The following is a 16,508-nucleotide window of genomic DNA, read 5'->3' on the forward strand; positions in this document are numbered from 1 at the left end:
GAGANCGAGGTCGGCAGCCTCGCGTTTGAATTCAGGGGAAAAGGTACGGCGTTGTTTGGTCATCTGACACCTCGTTCTGGCGAGCATTCTCGCCTAAATGGGTGTCCGGTTTCATTAGACCACTACATTCCCCACTTGAACCAAAGCGATGGCTCGAACGTATACCTAATTACGGACGCTATGCTAGGGCGGTTTATCAACGCGGGAGAGAAAACCTGGCACACAAAGTACACCTACGACTTTGCAGAACTAGGTGCCCCCGGTCTTTCTGCAAGCCTCCTGTATTGGCGCGGCACTGATATAAGGACGTCTGCAGGTAAGGATAGCGAATGGGAAAGGCAATATATTATCAACTACGTAGTCCAGAGCGGATCTCTCAAATCGGCGTCGATTTCCTGGAAGTCATCAGTCTTCCGTACAAACGTACACCCCGCCTCAACGAACAGAGACGCCGATGATTATCGGCTCACCATCAGTTATCCGATATCGTTATTTTAATCCTATTGTGATTAATGGAATCTTCCATACCAGGGTCGTGAGGGCCCGGTGCATCGCATTGGGTACCTCAACGACTCGCTGCGTAACGCTCTTTGTGAAGCGCTCGCCTAACAACGGTACGTCCTGGACAACCAGGCTTCTTGTCGGGCCCGGACATCCGTAGCAGGCTCTCCCATGGTCGAAGAAACACGGCCCCGCTTTCCACCGTTCTGCGACTGTTTTCCAGTGAGCGCGATGGCTACTGACGCTTTTCAGTGATCCAAATGGGAGGGATGGGATGATTTCAGCGGCCGTGTTCGACGCTTTCGGTACGATTGTCCGTATCCGGCGACGCACCAATCCCGACCTACAGTTGATGAGGGAAGGGCGCCGGCAGGGCCTGCCTATCACACCTGAAACTACACAATTCGCGATGACCGCAGACCTTCCGTTTGCAGGCATTGCAGATCATTTGGGGATTGCTCTATTTCGCCAGAAGCTATCGCGGACATTTCGGCGTACCGCCTAGTGATGAACGCGCCTCATCAAATGCCGATGTAGTGGCGCCGATGCCCGCTCGGGACAGCCTGGTAAATAGCGCAAGTCTATAGCCGGTTTAGCCCTCTGCCGTGCGCAGAGTGAGGTGACCTTTGCCAGCGTGAAAATCTAAAGGGTGTAGGCGATCAGCAGCCGTTAGCGTCCGTTAAAACCGACTATGCCAATTTTCTTAAGAGCCACTGTTCACATGTCGCCGCAGGGCGATGCTATGGCGCAAAGAATCTTTTTCTAAAAATTCTTTCCCGATAATGTCTTCAATTCGTGCCCCAGCTTCAACCTTTTCAATGAGCTGTAAAATCGCTTTCTTCATGAACCAGTGGGAGGTGCGATCCAGCTTTGCCGAAACGGATTTCAGCCTGGCGCGAGTTTCCCCATCTAACTTGATACCCAGCGTTGTAACCGATGACATGTCTCACCCTCTAAATAACTATCCGATCTCGTTTGCCACAGCCTTTTATGCAGAGGCACTAATGCATCAAGCCCCACAGCGCAAACAGTGGAGCATCTGTCGATTTCATCGCATGGATACAGGATGGGGGATTGAATACAGCGCCCCCTGCTCCAGGACTCCACCACCCAACGTCCTCTCGATACCATTGGCCTGGCGAAAGAACTAGATAGAACTCAGCCGGAGGGTGATGGTGAAAGGGATAGGTGGTATCGGGCGCCATGAGTGCCAAGCCCAACGTCAAGTTGGAACATTCAAATAGCCCTCCCGGGCCAGTAATCAGCCCATGACGATGCCTTTCCACGAATCGATCGTCTTGGCCAGGCTGGGCCTGACGATTTATCCAGGTGACATGAGGCAATAGAGTGCTTAACGCATCCAGGACCGCCACCAAGTATTCGTTGGTCCTTGGGGCAACGTTAAGTGCCTGGGGCAAATAGGCCTCCAGGGATTCTGGTAGCGTCCGTGGCGTTTCCGACGGCTTTTTAATGGTCCATTGGGCAGTGGTTATAGATGTGGAGCGCGTCTGGATCGAATCTGGCACCGCGTCGGAAACGACGTTTGATAAAGCCCCATGAAGTGAGCGCTGAAGCAACTGCCCGTTACTAATAAAAACCTGATCCAACGATAAATTTTCAATGCTGTTTATCATCGTTTTCGAACCCACTCTTAAGCCATATTTCAAACTGGATTACAGGCTGCTCAGCTCGTTCAGCAGATCCACGGAAACACTGATTCCATTGCTTTGCGACTCCATCATAGAGTGCTGACGTTCCCACCCTGCCCGGTGGACGCCCATCTGTGTCAAGCGGGTCAACTGACTGGTAAGTCGGCGTTCAAATCCTGGCGAAAAGAAATCCGGAGCAAGAACCAGAATGAGCAGGCCACAACCCGGTGTCTGGGTCCCTTGATGAAAAGCTGGTGAATCCAGCGACCAGTTAGCACCGGTGAGACCCGCGGCCAAGACCTCCACCATGAGCATCAGATTAGCCCCGCGATGACCACCAAAAGGAAGTAGCGCGCCGCCTAACGCCTCCAAAGCATTACGTGTTCCGTTTCCATGCTGATCCACCGCCCATCCATCAGGAATATCGCCCCCCGTCGATGCGGCATGGGCAATATTCACGAATGCCGCGGCGCTGCACGCCTGGTCAAACATGAGGGGAATACCATCGGCCGAAGGCGCTGCAAAGGAGAGTGGATTTGTGGAGTAGGTTTTGCCCTTGGCTCCAGGAACTGCAACAAGCGCGGGGCCATTGGCGACCGCCAACGCAATGAGCCCAGCCTTGGCAAATCGGAGTGTGTAGTCACCGAGTTCACCGCTTGTAAAACTATTGCACTGGCTCAGCGCGGCCATACCGTTTTCATAGGCGGCATGGCACATCGAATCGAAGCACCGATCAATCCCAAGCTGGGCGATCCCGCTTCTAGCATCAGATTTGAAGATAATCGAACCAGAGGATGAAATTCGTGGTTCGGCACGAGGATCTATTCGACCCGATGAAAAGCCAGACAAGTAATCGGCAAGATGACGAAAACCCACGGCTTCGTTACTGCGGGCTTGCGCCGCAACTGTGGCGCGGGCCAATGAGTCGGCAACCGCTTGGGAACATCCCTTTGATTCGCAGAGTCGCTTCACCCAGCCGACAGCTTCATCGATCGTAAAGCTACGATAGGCTGCTGTGTTCAAAGGTACCGCCTTAAGGTTTAACGATGCAGCCGGCACCCTTCACTCTGCGTCAAAGGCGCCAAACTGCAAATATCTATAGGAAAGCGGCGGTCATTCCTGACCTGTTGTCGCGGATGCGGTTTGACTGCCAGACATCGCCTCAAAGCGGGGCTTGTTGGCTGCGTAGTATTCTGCAACGACTTTGTCAGCCGAGCTATCACGCGCAGTAGCCATCAATTTCTCAAGGTCAGCTTTAGGAATTTTGAAGTTGGCGAAGAATCGAGCAACATCAGGATGCTCCGCGCTGAAACCTTTGCGTGCAACCGCGTGGATTTGCTCAGCACCACCGAAAATCTGCTTCGGATCATCCAAATAGCGCAGCGGCCACTTGGCGAACATCCAATGTGGGCTCCAGGCGTTGATCAAAGACCATTTGCCACGCTTAAGGTTACGATCCAACTCGCTCAACATTCCAGATTCCGAAGAAGCGACCATCTTGTAGCCATCAAGCTTGTATTCTTTAATAGCTTTTTCTGTAAGCTTGTATTGCCCGTTACCCACTTCGGAAGTCAGAATCTTGCCGCCGAGTTTTTCTCTAACTTCTGGTTTGTTAAGATCCTCGACGCTGGCGATCTCACTGGTCGGAATGGAAGTTGGCACCGCCATACCGATCCGACCTTCATACAGCACGCCGAGGTCTTCGAGCTTGTCTTTGTATTTGTCATAGAATGACTTGTGAGTGCTCGGCAGCCAGACCATCGGGATCAGGTCAATATTACCGTTAGCCAGCGCTTGGAACTGGATACCAATATCGGCCAGAATCAATTTAACCGGTTGCTTCAGGTGGTCTCGCAGTGCCGTGTCTGCCAGCTTTACAGCGATTTCAGTATCCGACCAATTCACCCAACCGATACGGATAGGCGCGGGTTCCTCGGCTTGAGCAAACAGGCTGCTGGAGGCCATAGCCAAGCCTGCAAGCCAGCTGATACAAATTTTACTGGATAACGTCATCTGGTGTATCTCCGCGTACTGTATTAATAGTTATTGGCAGGGCAGCAGAAGAATCAATTTTTCTCATGAGAGCAAAATGACATCGCCATCACAAGGGATTTTATGTTATGTCAGCATGAATTTTAGTTATGCGAGATTATTTAACTTATTCAAGTAGCTCGACCCCTCCTTTGCCCTTTGGCAGAGAAAATTTGAATGGTATATGCGTCGAGCTCTAATGGAATGATGAACTCACTTACAATGCCGTTTCGAGCTCCGGTAATGCCTCAAATAAGTCTGCAACCAGCATGTAATCTGCAACTTGTGCGATCGGCGCCTCTGCGTCCTGGTTGATCGCGACGATTACCTTTGATCCGCTCATGCCCGCCAGGTGTTGAATGGCACCACTGATACCCGCGGCGATATAAAGATCCGGCGCTACGATTTTTCCCGTCTGCCCGACCTGCAGATCGTTGGGGGCAAAACCTGCGTCCACTGCGGCGCGCGATGCGCCCACGGCGCCACCGAGCTTGTCTGCCACACGCTCGATCAACGCAAAACTCTCTTTGCTCTGCATCCCGCGGCCACCGGAAACCACGACGCGAGCGCTCGACAGATCTGGCCTTTCGCTAACCGTCAGCTGTTCGCTTACAAAGCGAGTATTGCTTGCGCTTTGCCCACTATCAACGGCGATGACTTCGCAGCGATTATGCTGCGATGACGCCTGAGCGAAAGCCGAGGCACGGACAGTGAGTAATTTAATCGGATCAAGCGACTGAACAGTGGCGATTGCATTGCCTGCATAAATGGGTCGCTGGAAGGTGTCCGCCGACACAACCCTGATCACGTCCGACAGCATGCCGACATCCAGGCTGGCCGCTACGCGTGGCAACACATTGCGGCCCATGCTGCTTGCATCAGCCACTACATGCGTATACCGGTCGGCCACCAGCGAAGTGATCAGCGGCTGGACATTCTCAGCCAACGCCTTCTCGAACATTGTTCCCTGAGCGAACAATATTCGATGAAGCCCGAGGGTAAGCGCAGCCTGTTCCGCTACTGCTGGCGCATCTGCCCCTCCCGTCACGAGCAAATCCGTTTCAGCACCAAGTTCGATGGCGGCGGTAATTGCACTCCACGTACCTGCCGTCAGTTGACCCGCGACGTGCTCGGCGATAACCAATGTGCGCATCAAATCACCCCAGCAACGTTTTTCAGTTTATCCACCAGCTCGGACACCGAACCGACCTTGATTCCCGCTTTGCGCACTGGAGGGGGTGCAACCCCTAACAATCGAGCGTGCTCTTTCACGCTGGCACCCAAGGTGTCGGCAGTGATGACTTCAAGAGGTTTTTTCTTGGCTTTCATGATATTGGGCAGCGAGGCATAGCGCGGCTCATTCAGGCGCAGGTCGCAAGTGACAACCGCAGGCACTGAGAGCGCCAGGGTCTGACTACCACCATCGACCTCACGCTCGACCACCCATTTATCATCGATGTAACTGATGGATGATGCATAGGTGGCCTGACCGCTTCCGATCAACTGCGCCACCATTTGCCCAACCTGGTTGTTCTCCTGATCGATAGCCTGTTTACCAAAAAGGATCAGTTGCGGCTTTTCGTTATCGATCACTTTGCTCAGGTATTTGGCCACGTTGAGCGGCTCGAGTACCGCGCTTGTTTCCACCAGAAGGGCTCGATCCGCGCCGAGCGCCAATGCCGTGCGCAATTGTTCCTGCGCGGCAGAGGAACCTACCGAAACCACCACCACCTCGGACGCCAGCCCCTTTTCCTTAAGGCGGATCGCCTCCTCCACTGCAATCTCGCAGAAAGGGTTCAAGGCCATTTTTACGCCATTAAGCTCAACGTCTGAACCGTCAGCTTTCACCCGAACTTTCACGTTCGGGTCGATGGCGCGCTTTACCGCAACGAGCACTTTCATAGTCCCCTCGCACTCTTGGATCGATGTATGGAATGGCCAGCCCGAACAGGCCAGGTCACCCCTGTTTCGAATGGATATTAATCCTGGTTTTTACGTCACGCAAGAAAAATGTACACCTGTGTCTTACACATTGACATGCATGAACATTCGACATACTTTTATGTCAAACCAAGCCTGATGTTCTGTTCCCGGAGCGCAACACCATGTCCAGCGATCCTCTGCTGCAACCCTATAAGATCAAAAACCTGACCCTCAAAAACCGGATCATGACCACCTCCCATGAACCGGCTTACCCGGTCGACGGCATGCCTAAGGAGCTTTATCGGGCGTACCACGTCGAGCGCGCCAAGGCAGGCGTGGCACTGACAATGACCGCCGGCTCCGCCGCGGTGTCGCGCGACAGCCCGCCGGTATTCAACAACATCCTGGCTTACAAGGACGAAGTCGTCGGGTGGATGAAAGATCTGACTGACGAGTGCCATGAACATGGCGCTGCAGTGATGATTCAGCTGACCCATCTAGGTCGGCGCACCCGCTGGGATAAAGCCGACTGGCTGCCAGTGGTATCGCCGTCTCACCGCCGCGAAGCATCGCACCGGGCCTTCCCCAAGAAGATGGAAGAGTGGGATATCGATCGGATCATCAAGGATTACGTGGATGCCGCCGAGCGGATGAAAGCCGCTGGACTCGACGGTCTGGAGCTTCAGGCCTACGGGCATTTGATGGATCAGTTCTGGTCACCGTTAACCAATGATCTTGAGGGACCTTACGGCGGCTCCCTGGAAAACCGGTTACGGTTTACGTTCGATATCCTGCGAGGCATCCGCAAGCAATGCGGTGAGGACTTTTTGCTGGGTGTACGCTACACCGGCGATGAGGACCTGCCTGGTGGATTCGGCGCGCAGGAAGGCATCGCTATCTCGCACATGCTCAAGGACAGCGGCCTGGTTGATTTTCTTAACGTGGTGCGCGGGCACATCGACACCGATGCCGGCCTGACCGATGTGATCCCGATCCAAGGCATGCGTAACTCCCCACACCTGGATTTTGCCGGCGAGATCCGTGCGGCCACCGGCTTCCCCACCTTCCATGCGGCCAAGATTCCTGACGTTGCCACCGCCCGTCATGCCATCGCCTCCGGCAAAATCGACATGGTCGGTATGACTCGTGCGCACATGACCGATCCGCACATCGTGCGCAAGATCATCGAAAAGCGCGAAGAGGAAATTCGCCCCTGTGTAGGTGCCAACTACTGCCTGGACCGCATTTATCAGGGCGGCGCCGCGTATTGCATCCACAATGCTGCGACCGGGCGTGAAACCACCATGCCCCACGAAATTCCCAAAGCGCCGGCCAAGCGCAAGGTAGTAGTAATCGGAACCGGCCCGGCGGGCCTAGAGGCGGCGCGCGTCGCCGGTGAACGCGGCCATGACGTAACCGTGTTCGAAGCGGCTGACCAGCCCGGCGGGCAGATCCGGTTGACCGCTCTTAGCGAGCGTCGCCGCGAAATGATCAGCATCATCGATTGGCGCATGGTGCAATGCGAGCGCCTCGGTGTGAAGTTCCACTTTAACACCTGGGCCGAGACCGAGACGGTGCTGGCTGAAGAGCCGGATGTAGTGATCGTGGCCACGGGAGGCTTGCCGCACACGGAGGTGCTCAAGCAGGGCAATGAGCTGGTGGTATCGACCTGGGACATCATTTCTGGCGACGTCAAGCCCGGCAAGAATGTGCTGATCTTCGACGACGCGGGCGACCACGCGGCGCTACAGGCTGCCGAGGTCATTGCCAACAGCGGTGCAAAATTGGAGATCGTCACACCTGACCGATCGTTTTCGCCGGAGGTAATGGCGATGAACCTGGTGCCTTATATGCGCAGCCTGCAAGACCTGGCGGTGACCTTCACTGTGACGTATCGGGTGGACTCTGTAGAGAAGCGCGACGGTCAGTTGATTGCCAACTTCGGCAGCGATTATGGTCAGGTGCACAAGCAGCGAGTGGTCGATCAGGTCGTGATCAACCACGGCACCCTGCCCCTGGACGATTTGTACTTCGATCTGCGTCCCCATTCGAGCAATAACGGCGCGGTCGAACAGCACAATCTGATCGCCGGGAAAACTCAGAACATCGTGACCAACCCCGAAGGCCGTTTCCAGCTGTTCCGTATCGGCGATGCGGTCTCGGCGCGTAATACCCACGCTGCGATCTACGATGCGCTGCGGCTGCTGAAAGACATCTGAAGTCATGCCCCTGACCTCAAACATCAGGGGCAATTTTCACACTTAACACGAGACTCTTCCATGTCAGCACAGACCTTGAAGTCCAGGGCGGCTGTCGCGTTCGCTCCCAATGAACCGCTGCAGTTGGTCACCATTGACGTTGCACCTCCCAAGGCTGGCGAAGTGCGGGTTCGCATTGTCGCCACGGGCGTCTGTCACACCGACGCCTTCACACTTTCGGGAAGCGATCCCGAAGGCATTTTTCCCACAGTGCTGGGGCATGAAGGTGGTGGCATCGTCGAAGCCATCGGCGAAGGCGTGACCTCGCTGCAAGTCGGCGACCACGTGATTCCGCTCTATACCGCAGAATGCCGGCAGTGCAAATTCTGCCTCTCCGGCAAGACCAACCTCTGCCAGGCGGTCCGGGCAACCCAAGGCAAAGGCCTGATGCCCGACGGCACTTCACGTTTTTCCTACGAAGGCAAGCCGCTGTTCCACTACATGGGCTGCTCGACGTTTTCCGAGTACACCGTACTGCCTGAAATCTCCCTGGCGAAGATTCCAAAAGAGGCTCCGCTGGATCAGGTTTGCCTGCTCGGCTGTGGAGTGACCACTGGGATCGGCGCCGTACTCAACACCGCCAAGGTAGAACCTGGCGCCAGCGTCGCAATCTTTGGTTTGGGCGGTATTGGCCTGGCCGCAATCATCGGCGCAAAAATGGCCAGCGCCGGGCGCATCATTGCCATCGATATCAACCCGGCCAAGCGCGACGTCGCCCTGTCGTTGGGCGCGACGGACTTCATCAATCCCAAGGACTATGACAAGCCCATCCAGGACGTCATCGTCGAACTCACCGATGGCGGCGTGGACTATTCGTTCGAATGCGTCGGCAATGTACAACTGATGCGAGCGGCACTGGAGTGCTGCCACAAAGGTTGGGGCGAGTCGATCATCATCGGCGTTGCCGGCGCAGGCCAGGAAATCCGCACCCGCCCCTTCCAGCTCGTAACCGGTCGTGTATGGCGCGGCAGCGCCTTCGGCGGCGTGAAGGGCCGCACGGAGCTTCCCAGTTATGTGGAGAAAGCCAGTCGCGGAGAGATCCCCCTGGAAACCTTCATCACCCACAACATGTCCCTGGACAAGATCAACGAGGCATTCGAGCTTATGCACACAGGGCAAAGCATTCGTACCGTCATTCATTTCTGAAATCGGCGGGTCTCAGATCCGCTCGGCAGTCCCATTACCACCCATAGAAAGGAAACCAAGATGTCCGTTTTTACCCACGTAACCGTCGGCACCAACAACCTGACCAAAGCACGTGCGTTTTATGACGCAACCCTGAAAGAAATCGGCCTGAAGCGCGTGGCCGATCTCGATGAAGCCGGCTCCATTTGGGGCGTCGATAAACCTTCGTTCTTCGTACTCAACCCGGCCAATGGAAATCCGGCTTCTATCGGCAACGGTGTCACCGTCAGTTTCGAAGCACCGAACCGCTCTGCAGTCCATGCCTTCCATACTGCCGCATTAGCGAACGGTGGCGTTTGCGAAGGCCTGCCAGGCTCTCGTGGCTGGGCTGAAAATGCCTATGCCGCTTACGCCCGTGATCTGGATGGGAACAAGCTTGCCGTTTACTGCTTCAAGGCAGAGTAAACGACACTTACCGAAGCCCCTGTAAGGGGCTTCGGTTTATCAGGCCTTTAGCCCTCTGCGGGCAACGGCAGCACCGGCTAGCAACGCCCTACCAATTTGTTCTTCGAAATGACCTTGCGTCATCGCTCGCAAAGCCGCAGCCGTCACTCCGCGGTAGGCAACCAAGGCATCAATCATCTGTTGAGCATCGTGGCTGGCCAACAGCTGGCTGCTGTTTACAACAACGTTCTTCGCGGCAAGCTGCGCTATTTCAGCCGGTATGCCGGCAACCATCGCCTGATTGGCCAGCGCCGTCATCAGCAAGGCAGGAAAAGCCGGGCCCGTGCCCGAGAGCGCCGAGAGATAATCAATGAAGTCCTCTTGCTGAACCTCAGCCGCACTGCCGACGCATTCGAACAAACGCTGCACGATAATCTTTATCGCTCCCTCAACCTCTCCAAAACAATACCAAGGCGTGAAGGACTGCTCGATTTCTACCGCCGCGTTGGGCATCGCCCGCACGACCGCCGAAGCCGAGGTCTGCGCAGCAATCGCGTGCGCTGTAATCCCGGCCATCAGAGAGATGACTGTCTTGCCCGACGCATTGATGTTCAGGCTGGCGAAATGCTCGGGTCGAACCGCAATGATGACCACGTCGCTGCAATCCACCAGGTCCTGGTTATCAGCGACCAGGCCAACGCCGTGTTGCGCCAATGGGTGGCTGCCCGAACGATTAGAGATGACAAGATTGCCAGCTGGTACCAGCGCTTTCGCCAGCACTGCCTTGGCGATCGCCCCGCCCAACCAGCCCGTTCCTCCAATAATGCCCAGCGTCTCATTAAACATCTGCAGGCGTCTCCTCGAAGGTGTCTGTCAAGGGCACGAAAACTCCGGGCTCCTTTTCGGCATAACCAAACTTGCCATAGAAACGATCCAGCTCGCGCTGCTTGGGGACTTTGCCGGTAAAAATACTCACATAATGAGGAATGCGTTGGAAGCGCACGGTGATCAACTCAGTCGTGTTCATGGTGATGTAGCCGATCTGGGTCAGATAGATCGTGCGGGCCCGCGCATCAGCAGCCTGGCTGTCATAGCCAAAGCGCTTGAACATGCTTGCCAGAGCGTTCATTCGTTGCTCGTCGACGACAGCGACTTCTTGAGCAACTTCATTTGACTGAAGCGCCCAGCTGCGCACGGCAAACTCGAATTGCGAGTCGAACAGTTGCGGGTTGAGCCAGCACTCGAAGACATTCAAGATCGCCTCGGAGATGCTTTCAGCATAGCTTTCACTTTGCCGGATCAATCCTCCCGTATTGGTCTCCCGCCAGCGTGTCAACAAAGCGGCCAGCAGTTGTTCACGGTCTTCAAAAAACCAGTAGAAGCTGGTTCGTGACAAGCCAAGGCGCTTGGCCAGCGGCATGACCCGAACGGCATCGATGCCGGACTCCTTCAGCGCATCATAGGCAGCTTCCAGCCAACCCTCCGGCGACCCACGCCAGCCTGCATCCTGCGCCTTACCACGTGCCTTCCCTACCTGAGGCATCTTGCTTACCTTCTTTAATAATGCGTAATGCGAATGTACTCGGATGACCGCCCAATGTACACCTTGGTACATTCAATTGACTTTCCAAGGTTGCGGAGTCCTAACATCCAATGTCATTAATGATAAAAAGTCATGAGACGTTGACATAAAATGGTTTGTCAGCGACGCGCAGCTGGATAAATATCTCCTACAGGCAAGGACTTCAAACCAAAACAACAACGAGCCGCCATTATGAATCTTGCAGTGCATGCCCCTGAAAGAGTTCGACATCCGGCCAAAGAATGCCGGGGCGACCGACTTTGTCTCACCTCACATCTGTTACTCATTGACTGCCCAAACTTCGATAACTGCTAGAGCGAATGTATCGCGAAGCCATTTTGTGCCGCCTGACTTATGGCGCACAACTATCAATTGTTTGAAGCGAGGTAATAGATGCTCCAGCCAGAAAAAAGCCGAAACCCCGTCAGGTAGTTTGTCGTCGCCCATCGACAACAAAGCGTTCAAGCACACCGTGCGTTTGGATCAGCTGTGCTGAGCCGTGCCCGAGCGGTTGTGTTCGTGAGTTATTTCTTCCATCAGCCGGATGAGTAATATGTGGATTACACAAGAGAAGCTTCCACTGGGTGAACATATCGCCCGGTATGTCGATTGGTTAACTCAGCATGGTGCAGGCGTATTCGATTCCATATCGCTGTCGCTGTCTGGAATCATCACTGTTTTTACCAGCGCCCTCCTTTGGTTCAACCCCCTGGCTTTGATAGCGTTATTTGCCCTTCTTGCTTATTACATCCAGCGCAAGGTAAGCCTGACGCTCTTTGTCGCCTTCTCATTCCTGCTGATATTCAATCTCGGCTACTGGCAGGAGACCATGGAAACCCTTTCCCAAGTGACATTCGCCACGCTCGTATGCGTGATCGTCGGCGTACCGCTGGGCATCGTCGCCGCGCACCGGCCCTGGTTTTACGCAGCCCTACGGCCAGTACTCGATCTGATGCAAACCGTGCCCACCTTCGTTTATCTGATCCCGACCCTGACGCTGTTCGGCCTGGGCGTCGTTCCAGGATTGATATCCACGGTGGTCTTCGCCATTGCCGCACCGATCCGCCTCACCTATCTGGGTATCTGCGATGTTCCGGAGGAGTTAATGGACGCCGGCAAGGCCTTCGGCTGCTCACGCCGCCAGCTGTTGGCGCGCATCGAACTGCCGCATGCGATGCCCAGCATCGCCGCCGGCATCACCCAGTGCATCATGCTGTCGCTGTCCATGGTGGTCATCGCGGCACTGGTGGGCGCCGATGGCCTTGGCAAACCGGTGGTCAACGCACTGAACACTGCCGATATCGCCATGGGCTTCGAAGCAGGCCTGGCGATCGTGCTGCTGGCTATCACCCTCGACCGTATCTGCAAGCAACGTGAAACCGTGAGAAGAGGTGACGTATGAGCATCATCCGTTTTGAAGATGTCGACGTCATCTTCTCCAACCGTCCAAAACCCGCCCTGGATTTGCTTGACGTAGGCTTTTCGCGCCCAGACATTCTCCAGAAGACTGGCTTGATCGTGGGCGTGGAGAAGGCAAACCTGGAAATCAACAAAGGTGAGATCTGCGTGCTCATGGGCCTGTCTGGCTCCGGCAAATCAAGCCTATTGCGATGCATCAACGGCCTGAACACCGTCAGCCGCGGCAAGCTGTTCGTCGAGCACGAAGGTCGGCAGATCGATATTGCCTCCTGCACCCCCGCCGAACTGAAGATGATGCGCACCAAACGCATTGCCATGGTGTTCCAGAAGTTCGCCCTGATGCCCTGGCTGACGGTTCGCGAAAACATCAGCTTCGGCCTGGAAATGCAGGCCCGCCCGGAGAATGAACGACGCAAGCTGGTCGATGAAAAACTTGAGCTCGTGGGCCTGACCCAATGGCGCAACAAGAGGCCGGACGAGTTGTCAGGGGGCATGCAGCAGCGCGTAGGACTGGCTCGCGCACTAGCGATGGATGCCGATATTCTGCTGATGGACGAGCCCTTTTCAGCACTCGATCCGTTAATTCGCCAGGGCCTGCAGGACGAATTACTCGATCTGCAGCGCAAATTGCACAAGACCATTGTGTTCGTCAGCCATGACCTGGACGAAGCGCTGAAGCTGGGCACACGCATTGCCATCATGAAAGACGGCAAGATCATTCAGTACAGTAAGCCCGAAGAAATCGTACTGAATCCGGCTGATGACTACGTTCGTAATTTCGTCGCCCATACGAACCCGTTGAATGTTCTATGTGCGAAAAGTCTGATGAGCACGCTGGATGAGTGCGTTTTCTTCCGGGAAGAATATTGCCTGGATACGATTCAAAACCTCTGGATGTCGGTGAGTCAATCCCGTCGTTTAACCAGCATTCGATGCGGAACCTCAGTCGCGGAAGTCCAACGATGGAATCCCGCCAAGGGAGTCGGGCCGCTGCGTCGACAGGTCACTTCGGTACCGCCGGATACCAGCATGCGAGACGCGCTTAGGATTCGCTATGAAACCGGCCATCCACTGATCGTGCAGGATGAGGCTGATACGGTTCTAGGCGTATTGGGCAATGGCGAACTGTATCGGGCACTCCTTGGGCATGACCTATCGCGTCCTGCTCCATTCGAATCAATGGCGGACTGCTCAGTAGCTTGACTCACCCTGCATTAGCTTTGGAACGCACCTATGCAACCCGGAAATATCGATAAAAAAGTCAAAGGCTATCGGCGGCTGATACCGTCCATGACTGCTTTACTGGAATTCGAAGCGGTGGCGCGGCTTGCCAGTTTTACGTTGGCCGCTCAAGAGCTGGGCGTAACGCAGGCAGCCGTCAGCAAACAAATCAAGTTGTTGGAAGACACTTTGGAGACCAGGCTTTTTCATCGACTTCATCGTGCAATTAAATTAACTCAGGAGGGCTATATTCTTCATTCGGTCGTCACGGAATCCATTCATAGAATGGCAAGTGTGTTCGACAAAATTTCCGAGGGGATCGGTGAACGGGAAATAGCTATTGCATGCACGGATGCGTTTTCTCATCTGAGAGTGCTCCCCAGATTGACCGCGCTTCGCACCCTTCAACCCAAGCTTAAGTTGCGATTAGTGACGCAACTGCTGCCCCCGAGTTCGTATCGTGATGACGTCGACCTGGCGATCCGTTTCGGCAATGGGAAATGGGAGGACGGAAGTTCAATCTTCTTGTTCGATGAGGAGGTATTCCCAGTGTGTTCACCCTCCTGGCTGGCGGTACACCAGGCACCTGTATCGATCGATGATTTTCTCGACGTGGCGCTGATTGACTCAGATTCAACCCTTGAAGGCTGGATGACCTGGAACAGTTGGTGTCGGGAACTTGGAGATACGCGCCCCAAACTTAATTACTCACTTCGTTGCAGCTCTTATAGCGATGCGGTCCAGGCCGCTCGTCAAGGATATGGCATTGCACTCGGATGGGGGCGACTGGTTACGCACTTACTCAACAGCGGTGAATTAGTCAGAATAACGCCGTACACCGTCAAACCAAAAGACGCTTACTACGTAGTCGTTCCAGCCGGTCGAGAGCCTGGTTCAATAACACACACCCTGGTCGACTGGCTGCGAGAAGACTAACACTCAAGCTATTGATAATTATAAATTTATAACGCGACTTTTCGCATAACGCAGAGTTATGCGAACGTGAGAATAAAGCGCGTTGACGGAGTAAAACTGCCTTTCGATACTGTATCTGCCGTCACTTACGACTGTACGTTTAAGCGAGATCGATAATGACTCTAAATACCGTGAAAACCCACCGAGAACTACTAGCCGACCGCACGCTTGGGCATGGTATGCCTGGCGGCTTGTTTGGTCGCCAAGATATTTTTGAAACCGACGTAGATATCTTTTTTAACAAACATTGGATTTTGGTCGGTGTCTCGGGCGACATACCCGAACCAGGCGATGTCTCTACCATCGATATCGGAAAATCGTCCATCATACTAGTGCGTGATGATGACGAGCAGGTACAGGCTTTTCGAAATGTCTGCCGTCACCGCGGGGCTCGTTTGAAGCAGGCAGGTAAATCGACCGTGGGCATGCTGGTCTGTCCTTACCATCAATGGAGCTACGATCTTGATGGAAGCCTGAAACATGCGGCACACATGGGCCAGAGTTTTGATCATAAATGCAAAAGCCTGATCCCTGTTCATACTCGAGTCATCGGCACCCATGTCTTCGTTTGTCTGGGCGACGAGCCGCCAGAAGACATTTTGTACCTTGATCAGACCATGACGCCGCGCTTCGCTCAATATGACATCACCCATTCGAAGATTGCTTACGAATCGGAGATCATCGAGGACGGGAACTGGAAGTTGGTGATAGAGAATAATCGCGAGTGCTACCACTGCGCTGCCACCCATCCTGAACTGACCGCCTCTTTCTTGCCCGAAGACTTTGGATTTTGCACGGATGGGCTTGGTGAAGACTCGCTTCAGGCACTGGCGGAATATCACCGCCGCAATGCCGACACCAAGAGTAACTGGGAAAGCGAAGGCTATATTTGTGACGCCGTCGAACACCTGGATGAAGAAGCGGTGACCCAATTCCGCTCCCAGCGATTGGCAATTGCAGGTAACGGCGAATCGCAGACCCTCGATACGCGCGTGGCATGTACCCACCTGTTTGGCAACCTTACCCGCCGCGATTTGGGCGACATGCACCTGTGGACACACAACTCGTGGACTCACATCATGAGCGACCACGCCGTCGTTTCCTACATCATCCCGCTGGCTCCAGATAAAACCCTGGTGCGGACCAAGTGGCTGGTACATGCAGAGGCCGTCGAGGGCGTCGACTATCAAGTAGATAAGCTGATCGAAGTATGGTCAGCGACAAACCTACAGGACGCCAGCCTCGTCGGCATTACCCATAGTGGGACACAGGATCCCGCCTACACGCCTGGGCCGTTCTCAACCTTCACCGAAACCTATGTTGACCAGTTCTCTCGCTGGTACGCCGCGCGTCTTGCCGCCCATGGCGTCTGAGGAATGA

16 protein-coding genes are annotated in these 16,508 nt (G+C 54.7%); 8 read left to right on the forward strand and 8 right to left on the reverse strand.

The genetic code is table 11. From position 1 onward, the window contains the following. The first annotated feature begins 51 nt into the window (after positions 1 to 51). On the forward strand, positions 52 to 498 hold the full coding sequence (locus FIV39_RS33975; protein WP_159440127.1) for an OprD family outer membrane porin: 447 nt from the start codon (positions 52 to 54) through the stop codon (positions 496 to 498). A 706-nt stretch (positions 499 to 1,204) separates the two neighbouring features. On the opposite strand, the gene FIV39_RS19880 is transcribed toward FIV39_RS33975, so the two are convergent. From FIV39_RS19880 to FIV39_RS19905, 6 genes are all read right to left on the reverse strand, one after another. Beyond that, positions 1,205 to 1,444: a hypothetical protein gene (locus FIV39_RS19880; RefSeq protein WP_090404391.1), complete on the reverse strand. Its 240-nt coding sequence runs from the start codon at positions 1,442 to 1,444 to the stop codon at positions 1,205 to 1,207. A 58-nt stretch (positions 1,445 to 1,502) separates the two neighbouring features. Then, positions 1,503 to 2,135 (reverse strand): dimethylsulfonioproprionate lyase family protein, encoded by a 633-nt coding sequence (locus FIV39_RS19885; RefSeq protein WP_244176335.1) that lies wholly within the window; start codon positions 2,133 to 2,135, stop codon positions 1,503 to 1,505. Positions 2,136 to 2,174: 39 nt separating this feature from the next. Beyond that, a complete protein-coding gene (locus tag FIV39_RS19890) occupies positions 2,175 to 3,173 on the reverse strand; it encodes an Ldh family oxidoreductase (protein WP_244176338.1) in 999 nt (332 codons plus the stop codon). A gap of 90 nt (positions 3,174 to 3,263) precedes the next feature. After that, on the reverse strand, positions 3,264 to 4,163 hold the full coding sequence (locus FIV39_RS19895; protein ID WP_146371592.1) for a glycine betaine ABC transporter substrate-binding protein: 900 nt from the start codon (positions 4,161 to 4,163) through the stop codon (positions 3,264 to 3,266). A 235-nt stretch (positions 4,164 to 4,398) separates the two neighbouring features. After that, on the reverse strand, positions 4,399 to 5,334 hold the full coding sequence (locus FIV39_RS19900; protein ID WP_090404402.1) for an electron transfer flavoprotein subunit alpha/FixB family protein: 936 nt from the start codon (positions 5,332 to 5,334) through the stop codon (positions 4,399 to 4,401). Further along, positions 5,334 to 6,083 carry an electron transfer flavoprotein subunit beta/FixA family protein gene (locus tag FIV39_RS19905; protein WP_090404405.1) on the reverse strand — a complete coding sequence of 250 codons (750 nt, stop codon included), beginning with the start codon at positions 6,081 to 6,083 and terminating at the stop codon, positions 5,334 to 5,336. The genes FIV39_RS19900 and FIV39_RS19905 overlap by 1 nt, the downstream gene beginning before the upstream one ends. 203 nt (positions 6,084 to 6,286) lie before the next feature. Here FIV39_RS19905 and FIV39_RS19910 point away from each other — a divergent pair, with 203 nt between their 5' ends. The 3 genes from FIV39_RS19910 to FIV39_RS19920 are packed head-to-tail and all read left to right on the forward strand — an operon-like array spanning position 6,287 to position 9,952. Further along, positions 6,287 to 8,323, forward strand: a complete 2,037-nt coding sequence (locus FIV39_RS19910; protein ID WP_146371594.1) for an NADH:flavin oxidoreductase — start codon at positions 6,287 to 6,289, stop codon at positions 8,321 to 8,323. A 60-nt stretch (positions 8,324 to 8,383) separates the two neighbouring features. Next, the gene (locus tag FIV39_RS19915) at positions 8,384 to 9,508 is read left to right on the forward strand and encodes an S-(hydroxymethyl)glutathione dehydrogenase/class III alcohol dehydrogenase (protein ID WP_090404411.1); all 1,125 of its coding nucleotides are present in this window, start codon (positions 8,384 to 8,386) and stop codon (positions 9,506 to 9,508) included. Positions 9,509 to 9,568: 60 nt separating this feature from the next. Continuing rightward, entirely contained in the window at positions 9,569 to 9,952 is a 384-nt protein-coding gene (locus FIV39_RS19920) for a VOC family protein (protein ID WP_090404415.1), read from the forward strand. Positions 9,953 to 9,991: 39 nt separating this feature from the next. Here the strand turns inward: FIV39_RS19920 and FIV39_RS19925 are convergent, their stop codons facing one another. Both FIV39_RS19925 and FIV39_RS19930 read right to left on the reverse strand, forming a co-directional pair. Then, positions 9,992 to 10,777: a pyrroline-5-carboxylate reductase family protein gene (locus FIV39_RS19925; RefSeq protein WP_090404418.1), complete on the reverse strand. Its 786-nt coding sequence runs from the start codon at positions 10,775 to 10,777 to the stop codon at positions 9,992 to 9,994. Continuing rightward, positions 10,770 to 11,474, reverse strand: a complete 705-nt coding sequence (locus tag FIV39_RS19930) for a TetR/AcrR family transcriptional regulator (protein WP_003174082.1) — start codon at positions 11,472 to 11,474, stop codon at positions 10,770 to 10,772. Before FIV39_RS19930 ends, FIV39_RS19925 begins: the two co-directional genes overlap by 8 nt. 592 nt (positions 11,475 to 12,066) lie before the next feature. Here FIV39_RS19930 and choW point away from each other — a divergent pair. From choW to FIV39_RS19950, 4 genes are all read left to right on the forward strand, one after another. Continuing rightward, positions 12,067 to 12,915, forward strand: a complete 849-nt coding sequence (choW, locus tag FIV39_RS19935) for a choline ABC transporter permease subunit (RefSeq protein ID WP_090404421.1) — start codon at positions 12,067 to 12,069, stop codon at positions 12,913 to 12,915. Further along, on the forward strand, positions 12,912 to 14,135 hold the full coding sequence (choV, locus tag FIV39_RS19940; RefSeq protein ID WP_090404424.1) for a choline ABC transporter ATP-binding protein: 1,224 nt from the start codon (positions 12,912 to 12,914) through the stop codon (positions 14,133 to 14,135). The genes choW and choV overlap by 4 nt, the downstream gene beginning before the upstream one ends. 30 nt (positions 14,136 to 14,165) lie before the next feature. Beyond that, a complete protein-coding gene (locus FIV39_RS19945) occupies positions 14,166 to 15,089 on the forward strand; it encodes a LysR substrate-binding domain-containing protein (RefSeq protein ID WP_090404427.1) in 924 nt (307 codons plus the stop codon). A 155-nt stretch (positions 15,090 to 15,244) separates the two neighbouring features. Beyond that, entirely contained in the window at positions 15,245 to 16,501 is a 1,257-nt protein-coding gene (locus tag FIV39_RS19950) for an aromatic ring-hydroxylating oxygenase subunit alpha (protein ID WP_090404431.1), read from the forward strand. Positions 16,502 to 16,508 lie beyond the last annotated feature (7 nt).

It is taken from the genome of Pseudomonas grimontii (assembly GCF_007858185.1).
Lineage (GTDB): Bacteria > Pseudomonadota > Gammaproteobacteria > Pseudomonadales > Pseudomonadaceae > Aquipseudomonas > Aquipseudomonas grimontii.

Excerpts from the sequence above, each read along its gene's own strand:
- FIV39_RS19880 (WP_090404391.1), bottom strand. The coding sequence starts at position 1,444 with ATGTCATCGGTTACAACGCTGGGTATCAAGTTAGATGGGGAAACTCGC.
- FIV39_RS19885 (WP_244176335.1), bottom strand. The coding sequence starts at position 2,135 with ATGATAAACAGCATTGAAAATTTATCGTTGGATCAGGTTTTTATTAGT.
- FIV39_RS19895 (WP_146371592.1), bottom strand. The coding sequence starts at position 4,163 with ATGACGTTATCCAGTAAAATTTGTATCAGCTGGCTTGCAGGCTTGGCT.
- FIV39_RS19900 (WP_090404402.1), bottom strand. The coding sequence starts at position 5,334 with ATGCGCACATTGGTTATCGCCGAGCACGTCGCGGGTCAACTGACGGCA.
- FIV39_RS19905 (WP_090404405.1), bottom strand. The coding sequence starts at position 6,083 with ATGAAAGTGCTCGTTGCGGTAAAGCGCGCCATCGACCCGAACGTGAAA.
- FIV39_RS19910 (WP_146371594.1), top strand. The coding sequence starts at position 6,287 with ATGTCCAGCGATCCTCTGCTGCAACCCTATAAGATCAAAAACCTGACC.
- FIV39_RS19915 (WP_090404411.1), top strand. The coding sequence starts at position 8,384 with ATGTCAGCACAGACCTTGAAGTCCAGGGCGGCTGTCGCGTTCGCTCCC.
- FIV39_RS19920 (WP_090404415.1), top strand. The coding sequence starts at position 9,569 with ATGTCCGTTTTTACCCACGTAACCGTCGGCACCAACAACCTGACCAAA.
- FIV39_RS19925 (WP_090404418.1), bottom strand. The coding sequence starts at position 10,777 with ATGTTTAATGAGACGCTGGGCATTATTGGAGGAACGGGCTGGTTGGGC.
- FIV39_RS19930 (WP_003174082.1), bottom strand. The coding sequence starts at position 11,474 with ATGCCTCAGGTAGGGAAGGCACGTGGTAAGGCGCAGGATGCAGGCTGG.
- choW (WP_090404421.1), top strand. The coding sequence starts at position 12,067 with ATGTGGATTACACAAGAGAAGCTTCCACTGGGTGAACATATCGCCCGG.
- choV (WP_090404424.1), top strand. The coding sequence starts at position 12,912 with ATGAGCATCATCCGTTTTGAAGATGTCGACGTCATCTTCTCCAACCGT.
- FIV39_RS19945 (WP_090404427.1), top strand. The coding sequence starts at position 14,166 with ATGCAACCCGGAAATATCGATAAAAAAGTCAAAGGCTATCGGCGGCTG.
- FIV39_RS19950 (WP_090404431.1), top strand. The coding sequence starts at position 15,245 with ATGACTCTAAATACCGTGAAAACCCACCGAGAACTACTAGCCGACCGC.